1 protein-coding gene is annotated in these 20,527 nt (G+C 49.1%); it reads right to left on the reverse strand.

What is annotated here, in order from left to right; genetic code table 11:
* Positions 1-60 precede the first annotated feature (60 nt).
* Positions 61-20,460: a tandem-95 repeat protein gene (locus tag NL626_RS07010; protein ID WP_253657165.1), complete on the reverse strand. Its 20,400-nt coding sequence runs from the start codon at positions 20,458-20,460 to the stop codon at positions 61-63.
* Positions 20,461-20,527: the final 67 nt, after the last annotated feature.

Genomic DNA, 20,527 nt, shown 5'->3' on the forward strand with positions numbered 1-20,527 from the left:
AAGTAGGCTCTGCATGGCTTTGGTTTGGGCAGCAATGACACTGCCCTCGTCTAGGACTGGTTACATTGAGCTTTGATCGAAATCGTTGCCTTGGTCAGTACCCGTTTGAGTATCCGAGTCGAAGCTGCCAGAGTCATCCGTGAAGTCAACACCTTGGTCTTGACCTCCCGCACTTGTCCAGTCGCTGCCGCCAGATTCCATACCCGCCATGTCTGGTTGCTGATCTTGCGCAGAACCTTGCATGGTGTATTGATCATCGACTTCAACTGCAACTGTGCCACTCGCACCTTCTACCGCGCTGCCCAATTCGTCGTAACCTTGGAATTGGATTTCGCTCGTACCTTCGTAACCTTCTGGTAGGTCAACCGATACTGGTTGGTTCAGGTTGCCACTTAATGTGAAGCTGCCATCGCCATTATCCAGTGCGTTGCTTACTGATGCACCATCAGGTAGACCGGACATTTCTGCATAATCCACCGATTCGTTACCACTGACCTCATCTGGAACCGAGATAGAAATGGTATCGCCTGGTGCTGCTGTCACATCAGCTGCGCTCTCCTCTTCACTGTCTGCACCGTTTGCTGCTTGCTCTTCAGGCTGTTGCGCTTCGCCAACTTGCTGCTCTGATGATGCTTGAGCAGTTTGGATTTGTGGCTCGTCACTTTGCGCTGAATCGTCCGCAACTTGGATGCTCAGATTCTGAGTCGATACTTCACCGTTATCGTTGACCTGAACATCCATAGCTAAATTGCCATCGAAGTCATCGTTCGGCCAGTATGTCCACTCTTCATCACCTGATTTCGCGAAGAAACCTGCATCGTTTGCATCGGCGACATCCAACACTTCTGCTGAAGGGCTAATGCCAAGCTCATCAATCAACTGCGCTTCCGTTAGGGTTAGTGAACCATCATCAGCCAGTGCGTAGCCTTCGCTGGTTGTGGTTTCACCTTCACCTTGGATGTCGACATTAAAGAAGCTCTCAATGCGGTTTTCACCGTCAGTTGCAATGAAGCCAACTTGAACATCTCCGTTGTAGCCTTCTGCTGGTGTGAATTGGTAGTTACCTTGGTTATCGGTCTCTATCACACCTTGACCTTCCATTAGGCTCACTGATTCAATGCTCAAGCTGTCGCCTTCTGCATCGCTCAATGTCGATAGCATGTCGTCATTGGTGAACGACAAGGTGCCATCCGCTGCCATTTCTGTGGTAGAAATGCTGTCGATTTCTGGAGAAGCATTCTCTTGTGGTGCGTCTTCTTTCACGACCACACCTGTTTGCTCATCATGAAGCACACCGTCTTTATCAATCACATAAGCGATATCCGCTTCACCAGTAAAGCCTGGTGCTGGATTGAATGTCCATGTGCCATCACCGTTATCGACAATCTCACCTTGGCTGCGATCAGCTAGGTGAACGAATTTCACTTCATCACCCGCATCAGCGTCTACGTTTTCTGCCAATCCGATTAGGTCATCAGCGGTTAGGATAACGGGTTCACCCGCTAGGGTTTCGAAGTCACCTGAATCGATGCCATCTTCGAACTCTTCTGGCTCGTCACCGTAATCCACCGTTGTTGCGGTCACGGTTACGAAGAACTCGCCATTAAAGTCAGCCGGAGGCGTCATTTGCAGGTCTGAGATATCCCACTCGTTCAAGTCGATGTATTGACCCGGTTCCGTGATGGTAATGGTGTTCACACCATCCGTAACTTCGAAGCCAACAGGGAAACCAGTCATCACTAGGTTACTTAGCGTTTCTGAATCGTCGATCAGACCGACATTCAAGCCTAGGTGACCTGTTTCGTCCTCACCGAAGACTAACGGACCATCATGGTCGGTTGTGATGACCGCGCCATCCGCAACAGGGCGAACAAACACTGGTACATCAAGAACCGTCTCAAACTCACCGTCACTTACCACAACTTGCAAGTCAGAAACCCCTGCAAAATCGCCAGTCGGTGTGAATGTCCAAGTACCGTCACCGTTGTCTGTTACCTCACCACCATCTTCACCTTCTGCGGTGATAATGCGTGATACGACTAGGTTTTCAGTATCGATATCGCCGAACAAGTTCATCAGGTCGCCAGCGTCGAAGGTGAATGCGCCATCCTCGTCGGTTGCCATAAAGGCATTACCCACATTGAATGGAGCATCGTTGACTGGAATGACATCCACATTCAACGAGCCTTCAACTACTTCTTCACCATCCGTCGCGGTGTAGCCCAGTTCCACCAAACCATTGAAGTCTTGAGTGGTCACCAAGTGGTACATACCATCTGGTTGTTGGGTTAATGTCGCGTTTGCAGGAGCACGAACCGTGATGCTTTCTACGCTGATTTCGTCACCATCAAGATCCGTAACTTGATCAGCGATGTAAGCTGGGTCAATCACCATGACCACATCTTCTTCGCCTTGCATCTGGATGGTTGGCGCTTCTGGTGCATCGTTAACCGCTTCGACGTTTAGATTGCCTTCAACCGGCGTCACTAAATCACCATCGCTGACACCAAACGACATTGGCACATCACCATTGAAGTTCTCTGCCGGAGTGAATGACCAAGTGCCATCACCGTTGTCTAGCAAGTCACCGTATTGCTCATCAATCACTAGGTCGACAGCAGACAGTTCATCGTAGGTGTTGTCGATGTCTGTCGCGTTAGCAAGCAACATATCCTGCGTGATAAGAATGGTGGTATCTTCGGTGCCAGCAATATTCACTGGCGTTGATTGCGGCGCATCGTTAATTGGGTTCACCGTTAGGTCAACGCCCACTTCCACGCTCGCACCATCGTTATCAATCAAGTCGAAGCTTAGGTCGATATCGCCATTGAAGTTCACGTCAGGCGTAATCGTAAAGCTACCATCTTGGTTCTCAACAACGGTTGCATTGGCAACCGCGGTTAAGTTCACTGCTTCTAGATTATCGCTGTCTACGTCACCCGCTTGAGCCAGTAACTGCTCTTGACTCAATGTGATTGAACCGTCTTCATCGACGCTGTAAGCCAAGTCGCCAGATACCGGAGCATCGTTGACTGGCAATACATCAATGTTCGCGTTGGTTGTCGCAGTTGCACCGTCTTCATCAGCGACGACTACATCGAGACTTACGCCACCGTTGAAGTTTTCATTTGGCGCGAAGCTGTAAGTGCCATCGTCATTCGCCGTTAGAATACCGTCGCTACCACTGTAAGAGACGCTTTCTAGGCTCACGTCGCCTTCCACATCGCTTGATTGCGCTAGCAGTTGCTCTTCCGTGAAGATAATAACTTCGTCTTCATTGACAGAGTAACTTGTCGCACCTGCGATTGGTGGATCGTTCACCTCAAGTACTGTAATACCTGCGGTAGTTGAATCCGTCGCACCGTCTTCATCGACCACGACAACATCTAAGCTCACTTCGCCATTGAAGTTCTCGTTTGGAGAGAAGGTGTACGTACCATCACCATTGTCTTGGAACACACCATCGTTGCCACTGTAAGTCACACTACTGATGTCTACGCCGCCTTCAATATCCGACGAATTAGCCAGTAGTTGCTCGTCACTAATGGTGATCGAATTATCTTCATGTACTGTGTAGGACGTGCTGCCTGCCACCGGTGGATCGTTCTCTGGCGTCACGCTTACATCGATATTTGCGGTCACGGTATCCGTGCCATCGGAAACATCGAAGGTAAAGTTCACGTCGCCATTGAAGTTTTCGTTTGGCGCGAAGCTGTAAGTGCCATCACCATTGTCGGTTAGGACACCATCAGCACCTTTGTAGCTCACGCCTTCAACCGATAGGTCATCGCCATCGATATCTGTTGCGCCATCAAGCAGATCTTGGTCAGTGAAGGTCAACACGCCATCTTCACCAATGGTGAACGCTTGATCTTCTGTCTGCGGCAAGTCATTGACTGGGTTAACCGTTAGGTCAGCCGTTGCAACGATAGTATCGCTGCCATCATTGATATCGAACGTGATATCAATGTCGCCATTGAAGTTCGCGTCAGGCGTGATAGTAAAGCTACCATCGTCATTAGCCGTAACCGTCGCATCACCGTCAACCACTAGGTTGGAAGCGGTTAGTGCATCACCTTCTACATCCGTTGCTTGTGCCAACAATTGTTCTTGGCTTAGCGTGATTGAGTTGTCTTCGTCGACACTGTAAGCCAAGTCACCCGATACTGGAGCATCATTGATTGGCAGAACATCAATGTTTGCCGTCGTCGAAGCGGTCGCACCATCTTCGTCCACGACTACAACATCAAGATTCACTTCACCATTGAAGTTTTGGTTTGGTGCAAAGCTAAACGTACCATCACCATTGTCGGTAAAGATACCTTCGCTGCCACTGTAGCTCACGCTATCTAGTGCTACCTCACCTTCAATATCGGAAGCATTCGCCAATAGCTGCTCAGAGCTAATGGTGATAACTTCGTCTTCATTAACTGAGTAGCTGGTCGCGCCTGCGATTGGTGGATCGTTCACCTCAAGTACCGTAATACCCGCTGTTGTTGTATCAACCGCGCCGTCCTCGTCAACCACGACAACATCTAGGCTAACATCGCCTGTAAAGTTTTCGTTTGGTGAGAAGGTGTAAGTACCATCGCCATTAATTTCTAGCACACCGTCGTTACCGCTGTAACTCACGCTACTGATCGCAACATCACCCTCGATATCAGACGAATTAGCCAGTAGTTGCTCATCACTGATGGTGATCGAGTTGTCTTCATGCACAGTGTAAGACGTGCTGCCTGCCACCGGTGGATCGTTCTCTGGCGTCACGCTTACATCGATATTTGCGGTCACGGTATCCGTGCCATCAGAAACATCAAAGGTGAAGTTCACGTCGCCATTGAAGTTTTCGTTTGGCGCGAAGCTGTACGTGCCATCACCATTGTCGGTTAGGACACCATCTGCGCCAGTGTAAGACACACCTTCAACCGATAGGTCATCGCCATCGATATCCGTTGCGCCATCAAGCAGATCTTCATCAGTGAACAGCAAGACGCCATCTTCACCAATGGTGAACGCTTGATCTTCTGGCTGTGGTAGGTCGTTAACTGGATTAACCGTTAGATCTGCCGTCGCGACCAAGGTGTCAGAACCATCACTGATATCAAACGTGATATCAATGTCACCATTGAAGTTCGCATCAGGCGTAATGGTAAAGCTGCCATCATCGTTTGCCGTAACCGTTGCATCACCGTCAACCACTAAGTTAGTCGCGGTTAGCACGTCCCCTTCTACATCCGATGCTTGAGCAAGAAGCTGCTCTTGGCTAAGCGTAATTGAATTGTCTTCGTCGACACTGTAAGCCAAATCACCCGATACTGGAGCATCATTGATTGGCAGAACATCAATGTTTGCCGTCGTCGAAGCGGTCGCACCATCTTCGTCCACGACTACAACATCAAGATTCACTTCACCATTGAAGTTTTGGTTTGGTGCAAAGCTGAACGTGCCATCACCATTGTCGGTAAAGATACCTTCGCTGCCACTGTAGCTCACGCTATCTAGTGCTACCTCACCTTCAATATCGGAAGAGTTTGCCAACAACTGTTCTGCGCTGATGGTGATAACTTCATCTTCATCAATGGTGTAACTGGTTGTGCCTGCGATTGGTGGATCATTCACCTCAAGTACCGTAATACCCGCTGTTGTTGTATCAACCGCGCCGTCCTCGTCAACCACGACAACATCTAGGCTAACATCGCCTGTAAAGTTTTCGTTTGGTGAGAAGGTGTAAGTACCATCGCCATTAATTTCTAGCACACCGTCGTTACCGCTGTAGCTCACGCTGCTGATCGCAACATCACCCTCGATATCAGACGAATTAGCCAGTAGTTGCTCATCACTGATGGTGATCGAGTTGTCTTCATGCACAGTGTAAGACGTGCTGCCTGCCACCGGTGGATCGTTCTCTGGCGTCACGCTTACATCGATATTTGCGGTCACGGTATCCGTGCCATCAGAAACATCAAAGGTGAAGTTCACGTCGCCATTGAAGTTTTCGTTTGGCGCGAAGCTGTACGTGCCATCACCATTGTCGGTGAGAACACCGTCCGCGCCAGTGTAAGTCACGCCTTCAACTGTTAGGTTGTCACCTTCTACATCTGTCGCGCCTGTTAACAGGTCTGCATCTGTAAAGGTAAGAAGACCGTCCTCACCCACGGTGAACGCTTGATCTTGTGGCTCTGGTGCATCATTGACTGGCGTTACCGTTAGGTCGAGACCAGCCGCAACCACTTCTTCGCCATCTGTGACATCGTAGGTGAACTCAATGTCACCGTAGAAGTTCTCGCTTGGAGTAATGGTAAAGCTGCCATCCTCGTTCATTTCAACCGTCGCATTTTCATCATTGGTGCTTAAGTTGATTGCACTTAGATCGTCACCATCGATATCAACGGCATGCTCAAGTAACTGCTCTTGAGTTAGAGTAATGCTGTTGTCTTCGGCAGTGACTGCGCTGATATCACCCGTCACTTCTGGTGCATCATTGGTTGGCGAGATATGAATCGTCACATCTTGCGTTGCTGTTGCCGTGGTTCCGGTATCCACATCTGTAGAGGTTGCATTCACGGTTAGCGTCACATCGCCGTTGAAGTCCGCAGAAGGGATAAACTCTAGTCCTTCTAGCTCGCCTGGTTGTAGTGACCAAGTGCCGTCGCCATTATCAACACCTGCTGATAGCGAGCTGCCTTCTGGCACATCTTCAATCAAGATAGCGAGGTTTTCTGAACCATCGGTATCGGTCAATGCGGCATCAATATCAAGCGGCACTGGTGTATCTTCGGTACCAATGATTTGGTAATCCGCGTCCGCTACCGTGATTTCGATGTTGTCGATGCCGAATGACTCGTCAGGAATACTTTGGTTTAGCGTAGAACCAAAGCCTAACTGAAGCTGACCGTCTTCCACCGGAACGGTTAAGTTAACTTGGTGTGCTTGGTCGTTCCAACCACTGAAGCCTTCACGTTGAGAGGCTCCGTGGATCACTTCACCCACTTCGTTACCGTCAGAATCGTAAAGCGTTGTCGTACCATCTTGAGTACGGAACGCGGAGTTCTCCAAGGTGGTTAGCTGTTCGCCGCCGACAAAGATTTGGAACGACTCGCCATCCCAAGAATCAATTTCGTAGAAGCTAAACGAGATATTAACTTCATTAACATCGCTTGGGATATCGTAAGTTTTGCTGACCGCTTCATCACCGCCAGTGCCACCAATACGACCCAGCATGTCGCCTGTTTCGAAACCTTGTGAACTTTCAGTATTCGCGTTCCAACCGTTCGAGCCAGACTCGAAGTTATCAGAGGCAATTACCAAGTCCGAAGCAATCGACAACTCTGGCATATCAACCACAGATTGAACATCAATGTTCGCTTCTGCTGGAACCGTTGCGGTGCCATCGTTGACATCAAACGTCACGTTCACGTTGCCATCGAAGTTTTCGTTTGGTGCGAAGGTGTACGTGCCGTCACCGTTATCGACTAACGTACCACTGTCAGAAGCAACGTTTTCAACCGTTAGGTTATCACCATCGATATCACCTGCATTTTGCAGCAGTTGCTCTTCGGTAAAGGTGAAGCTGGTGTCTTCTTGCGTGACGAACTGTGGCTGACCAACCGTTGGTAGGTCGTTTACTGGATTCACAGTCAGATCGGCAGTCGCTTGAATGGTTGCATCACCGTCCGTAATGTCGAAGCTCAGATCAATGTCGCCATTGAAGTCCGCATCCGGTGTGATAGTGAAGCTACCATCATCGTTCGCAACAACGGTCGCATTACCGTCAACAGTCAGGTTGGATGCGGTTAGGTCATCACCATCCACGTCGCCAGCTTGAGCAAGAAGCTGCTCTTGGCTGAGGGTGATAGAACCGTCTTCATTTACGCTGTAAGCTAAATCACCTGATACTGGCGCATCGTTGATTGGCAATACATCGATGCTTGCATTGGTTGTCGCAGTTGCACCGTCTTCATCAACAACCACAACATCTAGGCTGACATCACCGTTGAAGTTTTCGTTTGGTGCGAAGCTGAATGTACCGTCGCCGTTGTCAGTAAAGATACCGTCGGAGCCGCTGTAGCTGACGCTATCAATCGCGACGTCACCTTCAACGTCAGAAGCATTCGCCAATAGCTGCTCAGAGCTGATAGTGATGACTTCGTCTTCGTTGACTGAGTAGCTAGTTGCACCGGCAATTGGTGGATCGTTTACCTCAAGTACTGTAATACCTGCGGTGGTTGAATCCGTAGCACCGTCTTCGTCTACCACAACAACATCTAGGCTCACTTCACCATTGAAGTTCTCGTTTGGCGAGAAGGTGTAAGTACCATCACCATTGTCTTGGAACACGCCATCTGCGCCGCTGTAGCTGACACTGTCAATTGCGACTTCGCCTTCGACGTCAGATGAGTTAGCCAATAGTTGTTCGTTACTGATGGTGATCGAATTGTCTTCATGCACCGTGTAAGACGTGCTGCCTGCAACCGGAGGATCGTTCTCTGGCGTCACGCTTACGTCGATATTCGCCGTCACGGTATCCGTGCCATCGGAAACATCGAAGGTAAAGTTCACGTCGCCATTGAAGTTTTCGTTTGGCGCGAAGCTGTAAGTGCCATCACCATTGTCGGTTAGGACACCATCTGCGCCTGTGTAGCTCACGCCTTCAACCGATAGGTCATCGCCATCGATATCTGTTGCGCCATCAAGCAGATCTTCATCAGTGAACAACAAAACGCCATCTTCACCAATGGTGAACGCTTGATCTTCTGGTTGTGGTAGGTCGTTAACTGGATTAACCGTCAGGTCAGCCGTTGCAACGATAGTATCGCTGCCATCGTTGATGTCGAACGTGATATCAATGTCACCATTGAAGTTCGCATCAGGCGTAATGGTAAAGCTGCCATCATCATTTGCCGTAACCGTTGCATCACCGTCAACCACTAGGTTAGTCGCGGTTAGCGCGTCGCCTTCTACATCCGATACTTGAGCAAGAAGCTGCTCTTGGCTTAGCGTAATTGAATTGTCTTCATCGACACTGTAAGCCAAGTTGCCCGATACTGGCGCATCGTTGATTGGCAATACATCGATGTTTGCGTTAGTTGCCGCAGTTGCACCGTCTTCATCAACAACCACAACATCTAGGCTCACATCGCCATCAAAGTTGGCGTTTGGTGCGAAGCTGAATGTGCCGTCGCCGTTATCGGTAAAGATACCGTCGGAGCCGCTGTAGCTCACGCTATCAATCGCAACTTCACCTTCAACATCAGAAGCGTTCGCCAATAGCTGCTCAGAGCTGATGGTGATGACTTCGTCTTCGTTCACTGAGTAGCTGGTCGCGCCGGCAATTGGCGGATCGTTCACCTCAAGTACCGTAATACCTGCGGTGGTTGAATCCGTCGCACCGTCTTCATCGACAACCACAACGTCAAGGCTCACTTCACCATTGAAGTTCTCGTTTGGCGAGAAGGTGTAAGTACCATCACCATTGTCTTGGAACACGCCATCTGCGCCACTGTAGCTCACGCTGTCGATTGCTACTTCGCCTTCTACGTCAGATGAGTTAGCCAATAGTTGTTCGTTACTGATGGTGATCGAATTATCTTCATGAACGGTGTAGGACGTGCTACCTGCCACTGGTGGATCGTTCTCTGGTGTGACTGTCACATCGATATTCGCAGTCACGGTGTCCGTGCCATCGGAAACATCGAAGGTGAAGTTCACATCACCATTGAAGTTCTCATTCGGTGCGAAGCTATATGTACCATCGCCATTGTCAGTTAGGACACCGTCCGCGCCTGTGTAAGTGACACCTTCTACCGATAGATCATCGCCATCGATGTCCGTTGCACCATCCAACAGGTCTTGATCAGTGAAGGTCAACACACCATCTTCACCAATGGTGAACGCTTGATCTTCCGGCTGCGGCAAGTCATTAACTGGGTTAACGGTTAGGTCCGCCGTTGCAACAATAGTGTCGCTGCCGTCGTTGATATCGAACGTGATATCAATGTCGCCATTGAAGTTCGCATCTGGCGTGATAGTGAAGCTACCATCGTCGTTTGCCGTAACCGTTGCATCACCGTCAACCACTAGGTTAGACGCAGTCAGCGCATCACCTTCTACATCCGATGCTTGAGCAAGTAGCTGCTCTTGGCTTAGCGTAATTGAATTGTCTTCATCAACGCTGTACGCCAAGTTACCAGATACAGGTGCATCATTGATTGGTAAGACATCGACTGTGATGTAAGTATCAACCTCTGCGCCATCTTCATCGCGAATGGTCACATCCAACTGTACTTGACCGTTGAAGTTTTCATTCGGTGCAAAGCTACAAGTACCATCACCGTTTACTGAGAAGATGCCATCTGGACCGTCGTAGCTGATGCCTACTAGCTCAACATCCCCTTCAACATCCGAAGCATTCAGTAGCACTTGCGATTCACTGAAGGTTAGAACTTGGTCTTCATCGATAGTGTATGCGGTAGGACCTGCGATTGGTGGGTCATTTACCTCAATCACAGTAATGCCTGCAGTGGTCGAGTCCGTTGCACCATCTTCATCGACAACGACAACATCTAGGCTCACCTCGCCGCTGAAATTTTCGTTTGGTGAGAAGGTGTACGTACCATCACCGTTGATTTCCAGCACGCCATCGTTACCGCTGTAGCTCACGCTATCAATCGCCACTTCGCCTTCTATATCAGACGAGTTAGCCAACAGCTGTTCGTTACTAATGGTAATCGAATTGTCTTCATGAACGGTGTAAGCCGTGCTGCCTGCAACCGGTGGATCGTTCTCCGGCGTCACGCTTACGTCGATATTCGCCGTCACGGTATCCGTGCCATCGGAAACATCGAAAGTGAAGTTCACGTCGCCATTAAAGTTCTCGTTTGGTGCGAAGCTATATGTGCCATCACCATTGTCAGTAAGAACACCGTCCGCCCCTGTGTAAGTGACGCCCTCAACAGATAAGTCATCCCCTTCAATATCGGTAGCGCCTGTTAGGAGATCCGCATCAGTAAAGGTCAGCACACCATCTTCACCAATGGTGAACGCTTGATCTTGTGGTTCAGGCGCATCGTTAACTGGTGACACCAATAACTCAAGGTTGGTTGAGACAACATCATCGCCGTCAGACACATCGAACGTAAAGGTGATGTCACCATTAAAGTCCGCATCTGGCGTTAAGGTGTAAGTACCGTCACCATTGTCTGTGATGGTGATATTTTCATCATCCGTTGCCAAGTTCAGTGCTGTCAGTTGGTCTCCATCCAAGTCACGCGCATTAGCGAGCAAATCTTCTTGCGTGATTAGGATTGAACCATCTTCTTCAACCACAACAGAAACAGGCAATGCTTCAGGCGTATGTTCAATGTGAGCACCCGTTGCATTGACGTAGATGGTTTGAGAAACGGTTTCAGAATCATTATTTGATAGCTCTGTCGCCGTTGCCGTTACATTGATTTCTAGCTGTTGGTTAAAGTCTTCTGGCAATTGAATCTGTAGCTCTTGTTCAATTGCTGTGGTTGGAAGCGTTACAGAACCATCTGGACCGACTGTTACTTCACCGCTGTAGATCTGGCTGTTCACTTCACCTACATCAATGGTGAAGTTGAAGTCACTATAATCGGCATCGCCGCCACCGTAGAGATCTTCAAAGCCGTAAACCAGTTCACCGTCTTCGTTCACAGTAGTTCGAGTATGTTCAATGCCATCTTGGTTGAGCTCTGAGCTTGTGCCGCCATGGAAGACTGCATCACCAAATTGGCTTTGAATCACGGTTTCAGAACCATCAGCACCCACAAACACGAGTTGTGGGTCGACCGTATCCATGTTCGCAGGAGAGCCATCTGCCGCACGGAACTCATACTGACCATCTTGCATGGACGCAAAGTCATTGAAGTTGTGACCGTTAGGAATCAAGAATAGGTTGAAGCTTTCCCCTTCCGAGATTTGGAAGCTGAACTGATCTTGTCCCGGTACGAGGTCACCGCCGCCGCCAACTTGAGAAGCGTTTTCGTACACCACTTCAACGCCAGTGATGTTGCCATCTTCATCGACTTTGTAGTAACCCGCTGTGTTTTGGTAACCCGCGGTTTCACCTTCAAACGTAACCGTGATTTCAGTATCGTTGAAACTGGTGATACCGTTGTCTTGATCGTTAAGCACCCCTTCGTTGTCGTAGCTGATCACCGAACCTTCTGGAACGCCATCAACGGTCACAGTCAGCGTTTCTGACAAGTCTTGGTCAACCAATGCTGCGGCTATGTTCACTTCAACAATACCGCCTGGCTCAACCAAGATCGCTTGGTCATCCACGTTTCGACCGTCGCCATCAGTGATGACTAGGTCTGGCGCATCTGCCACAGCTTCGATATGGACATTAATGTCTTGCTCAACTTCATCCGTACCGTCAGAAACCGTAAAGCTGAACTGCAAGTCACCACTGAAGTGCTCTTCTGGTACGAAGCTAAATGTACCGTCACCGTTGTCCGTTACAGTACCTTCATCACCCGAGTAGTTAATGCTGGTAACGGTGAGGTCATCACCATCAATATCAATCGCGCCACTTAGAAGATCTTCTTGCGTGAACAGGATGTTGCCATCCTCTTCAATGTGGTACATGCCAGGCGCAACAATTGGAATGTCATTGACTGGGTTCACCGTCAATGTCATTTCATTGGCAACACTCAATTCACCGTCGCTCACTTCATAAGTAAACTCGATGTCTCCGTTGAAGTTCTGTGAAGGCGTAACGGTAAAGGTGCCGTCGCCGTTATCCACGATAGAGGCATTAGGATCATTGGTTTCTAGTGCCGTTGCGTATAGGTCATCACCATCTTGATCGCTGGCATTTTCAAGCAGCATTTCTTGTGTCACGAGAATAGAGCCATCCTCGTCCACGTCTGCCACGATTGGCGCTGCTTCTGGTGCGTCGTTGACGAACTCAACTTTCAAGTCGATGTTTGCCGCCACCACATCGGTGCCATCACTCACATCAAACGTGAGGTCAACATTACCAAAGAAGCCCTGCTCTGGCGTTAACGTGTAGGTGCCATCGCCATTGTCTGTCACTTGAACCGTATCGCTTGAGCTCGTCACGTTCACAACAGATAAGTCATCGCCTTCGATGTCCGTCGCTTGAGCCAGCAGCTCTGCTTCAGTAATCGTGATGGCTTCACCGTCTTCTGTGGTGAAGGACAAATCAGGTACATCTGGCAGGTCGTTCACTGGGTTAACAGTGAGGTTTAGATCCGCGGCGACGGTTTCGATCGCGTCAGTTACGTCATAAGTAAATTCGATTTCACCAAAGAAGTTTTCGCTCGGTGTAATCGTAAAGCTACCATCAGCGTTCTCAACGATGGTTGCATTAGGATCGTTGGTCGACAGGTTCACCGCTTCAAGGTTGTCACCATCCACGTCGGTCGCGTTCGCTAATAAGTCTTCTTGAGTGATGGTAATTGAGCCATCTTCATCGACGACCGCATCAACTGGACCGCTAACCTCTGGACCTTCGTTGACGATCTCAACATCGATCTTCGCTGTGCTTGGTGCACTTGCTTGACCATCGCTGATGTCGAAGGTCAGGTTCACTTCACCATAGAAGTTCGAAGTTGGTTCGAAGGTAAAGGTGTTGTCGCCGTTGTCTGTCAACGTACCTTGTGACTGGTCAACAAGCAGCAGATTCTCGATATGCAGAATGTCGCCATCAACATCGGTCGCACCTGATAACAGGTCTTTTGCTTCGATGATGATCGTGCCGTTTTCTAGCATTTGAGTATGCAGCGGTGCACCAGGGACTGGCACATCGTTGATCGGAATAACGGTCAGATCTAGATGGGTATCGACTTCATCGGTGCCATCGAAGACTTTGTAATCGATGTCGACTTCACCATTGAAGTTTTCATTCGGCATAAAGGTGTAAGTACCGTCGCCATTGTCGACAAGCTCACCGTTATCACCGCTGTAAGAGATATCAGAGATAGACAGCGCATCGCCTTCCACGTCACTTGCATTGGCAAGCAGGTCGTCCGCGCTAAACGTAATGCCCACATCCTCATCAGTCGACAATACAATCGGACCAGAAACGATTGGCGCATCGTTTACTGCTTCGAAGTTGATGTTGATGATGTTGTCGTCAGTGAGTTCACCATCCGTAACTTGGTAGCCAAGCTCAATCTCACCGTAGAAGTTCTCATCTGGTGTGACTGTCCACGTACCATCGCCGTTGTCGGTTAACGTAGCGTGCTCCGCGTTATCCCCCACCAGCTCTAGGTTTTGAATATCAAGGACGTCACTATCGATATCACTCGCTTGTGCGAGAAGCTGCTCCTCTGTGATTACCACAGAGGCAAACTGCGTAGAACCTTCGGTATCGATGGTCACATTTGGCAGATCAGCCGTCAGTTCGATTTCACTGTCACCTTCACGGATATTCAGTTCTACCGTTTCCGTGATTTCCGTGCCGTCCACGCCAATAGATGTGAACACCGCTTCATCATGACAAGTTTGCGAAACCGTCATGTTTTGAACCACGTATGTACCGTTACCTTGAATCGTACCTAGCTCAAAGTAAGACACTGGCTCGTTCACCGTTAGGGTGTAATCCGTCTCATAGCTACCACGATCTTCTTTGTGGTAAGTCATCGAGTCGATCAAGTCACCATCAGAGTTGAATGCGCGAATTTCGACTTCGGTAAAGTGGCGAGACTCCTCCATAAACCAGCCGCCTAGACCATCTAGGTGGAAGCTGATTTCGTTGATGTCTTGGCCTTCAACGGTCACAGTCAGTTTTTCATCACCGCTCAAGCCTTGGCGGTCAGTATCGCCAATACCGTGACCGATGTGTGTTTTACCATTCCACGCACCGAGTGGGTCATCATTACTTTGAACGGTAACTTTCAAATCACCATCAACAAACTCACGTGTGTAAGGGTCAACAGCAGTACCCCAATCATCAAGGCTCGCATTGTCATCAAAGGTACCAATTTGACTCGTATGCGTACCGTTTGCCAATGCATCATCGTTTGGAATGAAGCGCACTTCCGTGTCTGCAGGCACCTCCTGCCCGACTTCTAGCTGTACCCATTCGTCATTTAGATTTGCTTCAATGATGCCGTTTTCAGGGGCTTGGTCGAGACGTAACGCAGGCTCTTCACGCAGAGAAACACCCACTGTTTGGTCTTCTTCTGCTTGAATAAAGATCTCGTCGCCCGCTTCTGGCGCATCGTTGACAGGATTAACGGTCAGATCCAACGTGGTCAGAACATCATTTTCGCCATCGCTGATGTTGTAAGTGAAGTCCAACTCACCGTTAAAGTTTTCGGTGTGCGTAATGGTGAAAGAACCATCATCGTTGGCTACGATCGTCGCATCTGGGTCATTGGTTTGTAGATTGCTGGCAACAAGGTCATCACCTTCAATGTCAGTCGCATTCGCAAGCAACTGTTCTTGCGTGATGGTAATGGCGTTATCTTCATCTACCTCAGCTTGAATACCTGACGTCTCTGGTGCGTCGTTCACCGCGATAACATCGATGCCTGCGGTTGTTGTATCCGTTGCACCATCTTGGTCGATGACCGTAACGTCGAGCGAAATGTTACCGTCAAAGTTCTCATTTGGTGTGAAGGTATATGTGCCGTCGCCATTGTCTACGAAGCTACCGTCGTTACCAGAGTAGCTAACATTCGCCAAGGCTACGTCGCCTTCCACATCAGAAGAGTTGGCTAACAACTGCTCGTCACTGATGGTGATTTGACCGTCTTCTTGAACCGTGTAAGACGTAGAACCTGCAACCGGCGGATCGTTCACTGGTGTCACGCTGACATCAATGAATGCTGGTGTTGAACCTGTGCCGTCAGACACATCGAATGTGAACTGAACATCACCGTTGAAGTTCTCATTCGGCGCGAAGCTGTAAGTGCCATCGCCATTGTCGGTAAGAACACCATCTGCTCCTGTGTAGAGAACGTTTTCGATAGACAGATCATCGCCATCAATATCCGATGCGCCTTCCAATAGGTCTGTATCCGTGAACAGCAAGGTGCCATCTTCTTCTACCGTGAACTGTTGATCTTGCGCTTGTGGCAAGTCATTCACAGGATTAACCGTAATATCCAGACCAACTTGTACCGAGCCGCCATCGTTATCAATGATATCGAAGGTCAGATCTAGGTCACCGTTGTAGTTTTCATCCGGTGTGATGGTGTAACTGCCATCATCGTTGTATTGAATCGTCGCGTTGTCATCTGTCGATAGATTGATGGCTTCAAGGTTCTCGCTATCAATATCGCCCGCTTTGGCAAGCAACTGCTCTTGACTTAACGTGATTGAGCTGTCTTCGTTGATAGTGTAAGCCAAATCACCCGATACTGGTGGATCGTTGATTGGTAAGACATCGACATTGATGTGCGTATCAACGGTTGCCCCATTCTCATCTTGAATGGTCACATCCAACTGAACTTGACCATTGAAGTTCTCGTTTGGCGCAAAGCTACAAGTACCATCGCCATTGACGGTAAAGATACCATCCGAGCCTTCATAGCTGATGCCAACAAGCTCTACATCGCCCTCGATATCAGATGCGTTGGCAAGAATTTGTGACTCACTGAATGTCAGTACTGAATCTTCATCAATCGTGTAAGACGTTGGACCGGCAACTGGAGGGTCATTCACTTCAATGACGGTAATGCCTGCGGTCGTTTCGTCAATCGCACCTTGCTCATCCGCCACAATCACATCAAGGCTGATATCACCGCTGAAGTTCTCGTTCGGCATGAAGGTATAAGTGCCGTCACCGTTGTCTTGGAATACGCCATCGGTGCCTGCATAGGTCACGCTATCGATGGACACTGCGCCTTCCACATCCGAAGAGTTAGCCAGAAGCTGCTCGTCGGAAATGGTAATCGCATTATCTTCATCAACCGTGTAAGACGTAGAACCCGCAACCGGAGGATCGTTCACTGGAGTGACGCTCACGTCCACATTGGCAGGTACGGTTTCAGTACCGTCAGAAACACCAAAGCTAAAGCTGACATCACCGTTGAAGTTTTCATTTGGTGCAAAGGTGTAAGTACCATCACCGTGGTCAGTCAGCACACCATCGCTGCCTGTGTAGCTAATGCCATCAACCGTTAAGTTATCGCCATCGATGTCGGTCGCCCCTGCAAGCAGGTCTGCGTCAGTAAATTGAAGCGTGCCGTCTTCTTCAACACTGAACTGCTGGTCTTGAGGAACAGGAAGATCGTTAACCGGATTGACCGTTAGATCCGCCGTTGCTTGGATAGTGTCTGTGCCATCCGTAATGTTGAATTGGATATCAATGTCACCATTAAAGTCCGCATCTGGCGTAATCGTGAAGCTGCCATCATCGTTCGCTGTAACGGTTGCGTTTCCATCGACAGTCAAATCGCTAGCAGTCAGGTCATCGCCCTCAATATCAGACGCTTGAGAAAGAAGCTGCTCTTGGCTGAGTGTAATCGCACCGTCTTCATCAACGCTATAAGCCAAATCACCCGATACTGGCGCATCATTGATTGGCAATACATTCACATTGATGACGGTATCAACTTCTGCTCCATCTTCATCTCGAATGGTCACATCAAGTTGAACTTGTCCGTTAAAGTTCTCGTTTGGCGCGAAGCTGCACGTGCCATCATCGTTAACAGTGAAAATACCATCCGGACCATCGTAACTAATGCCAACAAGCTCTACATCGCCTTCCACATCAGAGGCATTCAACAGCACTTGCGACTCACTAAAGGTCAGAACTGAATCTTCATCAATAGTGTAAGAAGTTGGTCCTGCGACTGGTGGATCGTTCACTTCCAGTACTGTAATGCCAGCAGTGGTGACATCCGTTGCGCCTTCTTCATCAGCGACGACAACATCAAGCGTCACTTCACCATTAAAGTTTTCATTTGGAGAGAAAGTGTACGTACCGTCTCCATTGATTTGCAACACACCATCGCTACCAGAGTAGCTCACGCTCTCAATCGAGACATCCCCTTCTAAATCCGAAGAATTTGCCAACAGTTGCGCGTCAGAAATGGTAATAGAGTTGTCTTCGTGAACCGTGTAAGACGTTGAACCAGCCACAGGAGGATCATTCACCGGCGTGACGCTCACATCTACATTCGCTGAAACCGTATCCGTGCCATCAGATACGTCGAAGCTGAAGTTCACATCACCGTTGAAGTTCTCATTTGGCGCAAAGCTATATGTGCCATCACCATTGTCAGTTAGAACGCCGTCGGTGCCTTCATAGCTGATTCCCGTTACAGAAAGGTCATCGCCTTCAATGTCGGTAGCACCTGCAAGCAGATCCGCATCAGTAAATTGCAGTGTGCCGTCCTCTTCCACACTGAATTGTTGGTCTTGAGGAACAGGTAGATCGTTGATTGGATTAACCGTTAGGTCAGCGGTTGCTTGAACGGTGTTCGTGCCATCTGAGATATCGAAGCTGATGTCGATATCACCATTAAAATCTGCGGCTGGCGTGATAGTGAAGCTGCCATCGTCGTTTTGAGTCACCGTCGCATTGCCATCTACTGAAAGGTTAGAAGCCGTCAGTGCATCGCCTTCCACGTCAGAAGCTTGCGACAACAACTGCTCTTGGCTTAAACGAATCGAGCCATCTTCGTCCACCGAGTAAGCAAGATTGCCAGACACTGGCGCATCATCGACTGGTGTGACGCTTACATCAATGTTGGCAGAAACCGTATCTGTGCCATCAGATACATCAAAGCTGAAGTTCACATCACCATTGAAATTTTCATTTGGCGCAAAAGTGTAAGTCCCATTGCCGTTGTCGGTCAGGATGCCATCGCTACCGTCGTAGCTCACACCTTCAACTGTTAGGTTATCGCCTTCAATATCCGTTGCGCCAGTAAGCAGGTCTGCGTCCGTAAAGATCAGCGTGCCATCTTCTTCCACGCTGAACTGCTGGTCTTGAGGAACCGGCAAATCGTTTATTGGGTTAACGGTTAGATCAGCGGTTGCTTGAACGGTGTTCGTGCCATCGGAAATATCGAAGCTGATGTCGATATCACCGTTGAAATCTGCGTCCGGCGTGATAGTGAAGCTACCATCGTCGTTTTGAGTCACCGTCGCGTTGCCATCTACCGAAAGATTAGATGCCGTCAGTGCATCGCCTTCCACATCGGAAGCTTGCGACAACAACTGCTCTTGGCTCAAACGAATCGAGCCATCTTCATCCACCGAGTATGCAAGATTGCCAGATACTGGTGCATCGTCGACTGGCGTAACGCTTACATCAATGTTGGCAGAAACCGTATCCGTGCCGTCGGACACATCAAAGCTAAAGTTCACATCGCCATTGAAGTTTTCATTTGGCGCAAAAGTGTAAGTCCCATTACCGTTGTCGGTCAGGATGCCGTCGCCACCATCGTAGCTCACACCTTCAACGGTTAGGTTATCGCCTTCAATATCCGTTGCACCAGCAAGCAGGTCAGCATCGGTGAAGATCAGCGTGCCGTCTTCTTCCACCTCAAAGGTTTTATCTTCCGGCACTGGTGCGTCATTGATTGGACGAACAGTTAAATCAATCGAGCTAGAAATGGTTTCTTGACCATCACTGATATCAAACGTTAAGCCGAGTTCACCATTAAAATCAGTATCAGGTGTGACGGTATAAGTGCCATCACCATTATCCACAACCGATGCATTAGCACCCACTTGCACGTTGAATGCGGCAAGATCATCGCCATCAACATCACTCGCGTACCCGAGAAGTTGTTCTTGAGTGAAGGTAATAGTGCCATCTTCATCCATGATGTATGCCAGATCTTGCCCTACTTCTGGCGCGTCATTTTCACCTTCGACTTTAATTTGGAACGTCTCGCTCGTAGTTTCGGAGTCGAAATCGTCTTCTACTTGCGTCGTGGTTTCTTCGCTGGTGTCTTGTACATCCACCGCGAAGCTCTCTTCAGTGGTTTCTGAATCTAGCTCGTCACCACCTTGAGAACCTTCAGAGTCTGAAGAAGCACTTGGCGCAGATGAAGTTTGTACCGCTTGTCCTTTCGCTTCATTGCCTTCTGCGTCCGAACCACCTTCAGAGCCAGAGGCATCACCACCACCGACCGCTTGGGCACCCGCCCCAGAATCCGAACCACCGCTGCCCAGAGCCTCGTCACCTGATTCTCCGCTAGAAGCTACACTATCAACAACATTGGATTGTGCAGCGTCAGAGTCGCTGCTACTTTCAGTATCCTCTTCTTGAACTGCGCCACCCGAGCTCACTGCTTCTTCTTCCGTACCCGCGCCACTAGGATTTTCTTCCATCGCACGATTGGCTTCATCAACAGCATCTGCACTTTCAGCACCGGTCGCTACAGTCGAAGAGACGGTCGACTGCTGTTTTTCTTCTTTTGTCCCCGTATCCTTCGTTTCTGTTTGCTCTACCGCATCGTTAAGCTTTTCATTGTCTTTTTCTTGATTAGTGTCGCCTGCCATTACAGCCTCCGTTGCTTTTAGCTAACTGATCGTATTTAGAGGCAGTAAAGGACACCATTTTTAGAAA

This window comes from Vibrio sp. Y58_MX_L22 (genome assembly GCF_024181865.1).
GTDB lineage: Bacteria > Pseudomonadota > Gammaproteobacteria > Enterobacterales > Vibrionaceae > Vibrio > Vibrio alginolyticus.